Source organism: Vibrio sp. 1978 (assembly GCF_033344345.1).
The window spans coordinates 1-4,253 of record NZ_JAWPOP010000057.1; the positions used below are offsets into that span (position 1 = coordinate 1).

Below are 4,253 nucleotides of genomic sequence, written 5' to 3' on the forward strand. Positions count from 1 at the left end.
TTTAAGCACTTCAAGTATTCCTGCACTCTGTTTGGACTCAAGATGTTTTGGACAGAGCGACGCGCATCAGCCACCGACCAAGGGAAGTTCCATAGGTGGCAGGTAAAGGCACTCATCATAACTTGCGAAAGCACGATAAAACCGCCACCTCATAGCTGCTAGAGGGGATGAACGGAAAAGGAATAAGTGATGGGTGTTGTGAGACTGGAATGGGGGCGTAAAGCCTTACTCACAGCGCAGGGCAGCCCGAAAGGGTAAGAGAAAAAACTCCACGGAAAGCGACCACAGACAATGCTCAGATTCACTCAAAACGAGTCGAAAATGGGTAGGGGTCGGCGCAGCCGAAAGGGCTGAGAGCGCCGCCCTGTGCGGCAACCTTATTGCCCTTTTGGGCTTGTCCACAAAAGAGCGTGGGCCATTCAAAAAGCCCCTTGAGCTCTTTTCGGTGGGCAATGCCCAAAGAAAAAATCTTTGATTTTTAGAGGGGGGTGTGGGGGGAGTTACTCTTTCTTGTGTTGTCTGGCTCGTTTCAGTAAAGCACTATACGTGAACTTTTCTCCATTTGGGAAAGTCCAGTTAGACTCATCCAAAAATTGAGCAATACATCGTTTCTGTTCACTCAATCTATCTCGCTGTCCGAGTTTACTGTGGGTTTCTCGTTGTTTTTGTTTTAGAGCGTGTTGGGTTTGTGCTATCCAATGCTGTACTTTTCGTTCTTGTTCTTCGGTTTGGTGCTGAATGGAAAGTAGCCCTTTCTCCCATTGTTTAAATTTCTCTTCTTTTTCGGCGTGTTCATTTAGAACATCTTGTTGGATTTTTTGTCGGTACTCTTGTTTGAGCGTTTCCAGTTCTGCCGATCGTTGTGACAATCTTTGTTTACTTTCGATGATGACTTCATCAGAAAATGCTCGGATGGCGTTAAAGAGCACGCCACTGAGAGTGACCAGTACAAGACAAAACGCAGCGATATACGCCCAACATTGCCATTGTACCCAAAGAGTGTTGGCACCACTCCCAAGAATAATGGGGTTATTGGGGTCGGCGACATCAACCAAAACGATACTCTCTGATGGGGTCAGGAAGCTGAGAAAAGGAGACAGTAAGGCCAATAACAGCCCACAAATAACGAGGGGGATGGCCCAAATCATCGTAGATAGACCTCGGTAATGTCAGGGCGGAAATGCCCAAGTTCTTGAGAAATAATCGTCATGACGTCAAGGCGAGCAAAGTGGTTGGCTAATTGCTCATAACGATTTTGTGCGTAGCTGTGGCGTAGACCATGTGCACCGTTAGAGTAACCAAGTGCTCGTATACTGGCTTTGCTGAATGCATCTGAAAATTTGTGGCCACCGACTATGTTGTAATGAGATTCGTAATTTACGCCTCTGTCGATCACCGAGATGGGTGTTTCGAGTCTGCGTGCTTCTAGTCGTTCGGCTAAATGGTTAGGGATCTGCACTTCACGGATCAGACCGCCTTTGCCTTTTACAGTGTACGTTTGAGAAGGCTTGGGGAGGTGAGAAAATTTATCTTGGTGTACTTCCCTTGGGCTTGGCGGCATTTCACCTGAAGGACGTAAGGTGAGAATCTCGTGAGCGCGTAGCCCCGATTCGTGGCACAAATGAGTAGAGAACGCGTGGCTGTCCGATTGGTGTTGAGTGATCGCATGAACTTGCTCAGGAGTGTAAGAACGGGACGCTTCAATGCTCTCTAAAGAGGATTTTACGACATCGAGCTTTTCTGTTTCTTTCAGTTCATGTGTTACATGCTGCATCATGGTTTGGAGTGCTTGACGATCCATATCGACCGTTTTTTGTGAACACTCTTGAGCGCGTGTTTCTAAGTAAGTCTTAGTTTTTTCTGGCGTGAGTTCTCGGAGTGCGCCTAGTTTGAATTCTTTCAGGTAATCACAGCAAGTTTTAAGTGCTTGTTCGTAGTTCCTGGCTGTGCCTACCGAATCTATAATGTTGCCTTTACCCTGTAACTCTTTCATTACCGAGGCTGCTTGCTTCTCTGATTTCGCGAAATGTCCTCTAGCCATGACGTGTCACTCCAATGGAATGAAGGTAACGAAGAATGGTACTTCGTGCGGCGTATTGTTTGTGTTTGGTTTCGAGGTGTAGAGCGATCAGTTCTAATGATGCGCCACTGGTATACATCTTGGCGATTTCTGCGCGGAATGGCTCAAGTTTTGACGTGCGTTTTTTGTAGTTTTTGCCCTTGCGTAGAGCACGTACTTTTTTGGCAGATTCGGTCGCTGCGATGGGATCAAAGCTCATAAAAATCTCGATGTGTTTGCGTAAGAACTAGCCGAATACTCTGACGTATCCAGACGGCACTGCCGTTCGCCATTTTGCTACTTTTCGTTTAGCCGGCTGACTGTTCACACCACTACGTCCACTTTCCGTGCATGGATAACGTACTGAGTTTTGTGTTTTGCTAACTTTGAGAAAGCCCCATTGGTATCAGTATTGGAACCAACGTATACGGTTTTAACTAGGCCGTACTCCCCACAGGCAAGAGCAAAATTAACTCGGTTCTCAGACCGGACGGTGCTCTGAATGCAACGTAGACCAGCCGAATCGGCTATGCGGTCAGGGTCCTGCTTTTGCAGTAAGGTAAGTCTTGAGGTTATGAAACTGGTTAAGCATTGTCAACAGAGTTAATGTTGCAGCTTCTTTGTTGCGTGAAATTCGTTTTGGCTAGATAAATCCTCGCGCTATGTGGAAATTTTAATTTCTACATAGCGCGAGTAGGCTCGCGAAATTTGCGAAGTGTCTCTCTCCATTTTGCAATGCGGAGCGAGCAAACAGAGAGGGACGCTGAGTAAATTTGATAGGGGTATGAGGTGACAGCGTGATGAAAGAGGAATGTTCACAACGAACATTCTGCGAAGAGAAGAACTGACGCGCTTCGCTTGTCACATCCGTACACCAAGCAAAATCGCTTAGGCGGATTTTGCCTGGTACACGGATGAAAGTTTGGAAATTAAATATGGGTGTTACGGTGGTATTAGGGTTGATAGAACAGAGGTGATTATGTTTTTACGAGTTCTTTTTACCGCATTGTCATGTAGCGCACCTTTCCTCTTGGTGAGTGACAACGTACCAAGTTGGATGAATTTGGCGGCTTGGATATATATTATTTTGATGATCGCTTTCGGGCTGATGGCATTGAAAGCGCGTGAAATCATTGCGTGGTGTGATAAGCAGCTCGGTGATAAAGATGATGAAAATGCCCGTTAGAGGGCATTTTTTGTTTCAAATGAACAGTGCCATTTTTGCCCTGTAAATCGCGCTAAAACCGTCACAAACTTACAAGGCGTTATGGAAGCATATCGCCTTGATCAAGTGTCTGAAATCGCCGCTACGGGCTTCTGAGGCGCTCTCAGGGGTAAAAAAGAGGGTAATCTCGGCCATTTAACATATAACCAATAATGCGAAATGAAAATTGCTTTTTGATGAGTCGGTGATGACTTCATTTACTATAGAAGTTGAACGAGAGATTTTGTGATCTTTGTCAAAAAAAACTTTACATTTTAAGCAACTTGGGGAATACTAGCTTCGCTCTGCTGTTCAGAGTTATTAAATGTAAAGTTTCATATTAAGTAAAACCTCTCCTTGTTGTACCTCTCTACGTTACAATACCTAGAATGCTCCTTAGTTGTACCTAATCATTAAATAATTCAATGTCTTAGCACATCGCATTTCGCGATATAATTAATTTAATTCTATAAGGGACAACAATGTCTAATTCAAATAAAGCAACTGGTTCAGTTAAATGGTTCAACGAATCGAAAGGTTTTGGTTTTCTTTCTCAAAGTGATGGTGGTGACGATGTTTTTGTTCACTTTAATGCCATTGTATCTGATGGATTTAAAACTTTGATTGAAGGTCAACAGGTTACATTTAATGTTGAGAGAGGCCAGAAAGGCCTGCAAGCGGCTAATGTTTGCCTTGCTTAAAAAACGAATCTAAAAAAAGCCCTAGCTATTAGCTAGGGCTTTTTTTTGTTCAAATAATTGCTCTTTCGAAGATGATCGATATTGAGATCAAATGCTTTTAGCATTAATCTCTTTCTCCAGATGTGAAAAAACCCGTCTTGGCGGACGGGTTTTTTCGGAAATACTTACTGGTTTAGCGGCCTGTGTAAGTCCTTTCATGATAGCCCATATCGTTTAAGCACTTCAAGTATTCCTGCACTCTGTTTGGACTCAAGATGTTTTGGACAGAGCGACGCGCATCAGCCACCGA

General features: G+C 44.3%; 5 protein-coding genes. 2 read left to right on the forward strand and 3 right to left on the reverse strand.

Annotated features, from left to right (window positions below; genetic code table 11):
* Positions 1 to 500: 500 nt before the first annotated feature.
* Genes R8N49_RS24160 through R8N49_RS24170 form a run of 3 tightly spaced genes read right to left on the reverse strand, consistent with a single transcriptional unit; the run spans position 501 to position 2,279 of the window.
* A complete protein-coding gene (locus R8N49_RS24160) occupies positions 501 to 1,148 on the reverse strand; it encodes a hypothetical protein (protein ID WP_169627349.1) in 648 nt (215 codons plus the stop codon).
* Entirely contained in the window at positions 1,145 to 2,041 is an 897-nt protein-coding gene (locus tag R8N49_RS24165; protein WP_046820892.1) for a site-specific integrase, read from the reverse strand. The genes R8N49_RS24160 and R8N49_RS24165 overlap by 4 nt, the downstream gene beginning before the upstream one ends.
* Positions 2,034 to 2,279 carry a hypothetical protein gene (locus R8N49_RS24170; protein WP_052752995.1) on the reverse strand — a complete coding sequence of 82 codons (246 nt, stop codon included), beginning with the start codon at positions 2,277 to 2,279 and terminating at the stop codon, positions 2,034 to 2,036. The genes R8N49_RS24165 and R8N49_RS24170 overlap by 8 nt, the downstream gene beginning before the upstream one ends.
* 702 nt (positions 2,280 to 2,981) lie before the next feature.
* Here R8N49_RS24170 and R8N49_RS24175 point away from each other — a divergent pair.
* Together R8N49_RS24175 and R8N49_RS24180 are read left to right on the forward strand one after the other, a co-directional pair.
* On the forward strand, positions 2,982 to 3,245 hold the full coding sequence (locus R8N49_RS24175) for a hypothetical protein (RefSeq protein WP_225451601.1): 264 nt from the start codon (positions 2,982 to 2,984) through the stop codon (positions 3,243 to 3,245).
* Between the two features lie 500 nt (positions 3,246 to 3,745).
* Entirely contained in the window at positions 3,746 to 3,964 is a 219-nt protein-coding gene (locus R8N49_RS24180; RefSeq protein ID WP_046820894.1) for a cold-shock protein, read from the forward strand.
* The last annotated feature ends 289 nt before the right edge of the window (positions 3,965 to 4,253 follow it).

Coding starts and splice junctions, on each gene's coding strand:
- R8N49_RS24160 (WP_169627349.1), bottom strand. CDS start 1,148: ATGATTTGGGCCATCCCCCTCGTTATTTGTGGGCTGTTATTGGCCTTA.
- R8N49_RS24165 (WP_046820892.1), bottom strand. CDS start 2,041: ATGGCTAGAGGACATTTCGCGAAATCAGAGAAGCAAGCAGCCTCGGTA.
- R8N49_RS24170 (WP_052752995.1), bottom strand. CDS start 2,279: ATGAGCTTTGATCCCATCGCAGCGACCGAATCTGCCAAAAAAGTACGT.
- R8N49_RS24180 (WP_046820894.1), top strand. CDS start 3,746: ATGTCTAATTCAAATAAAGCAACTGGTTCAGTTAAATGGTTCAACGAA.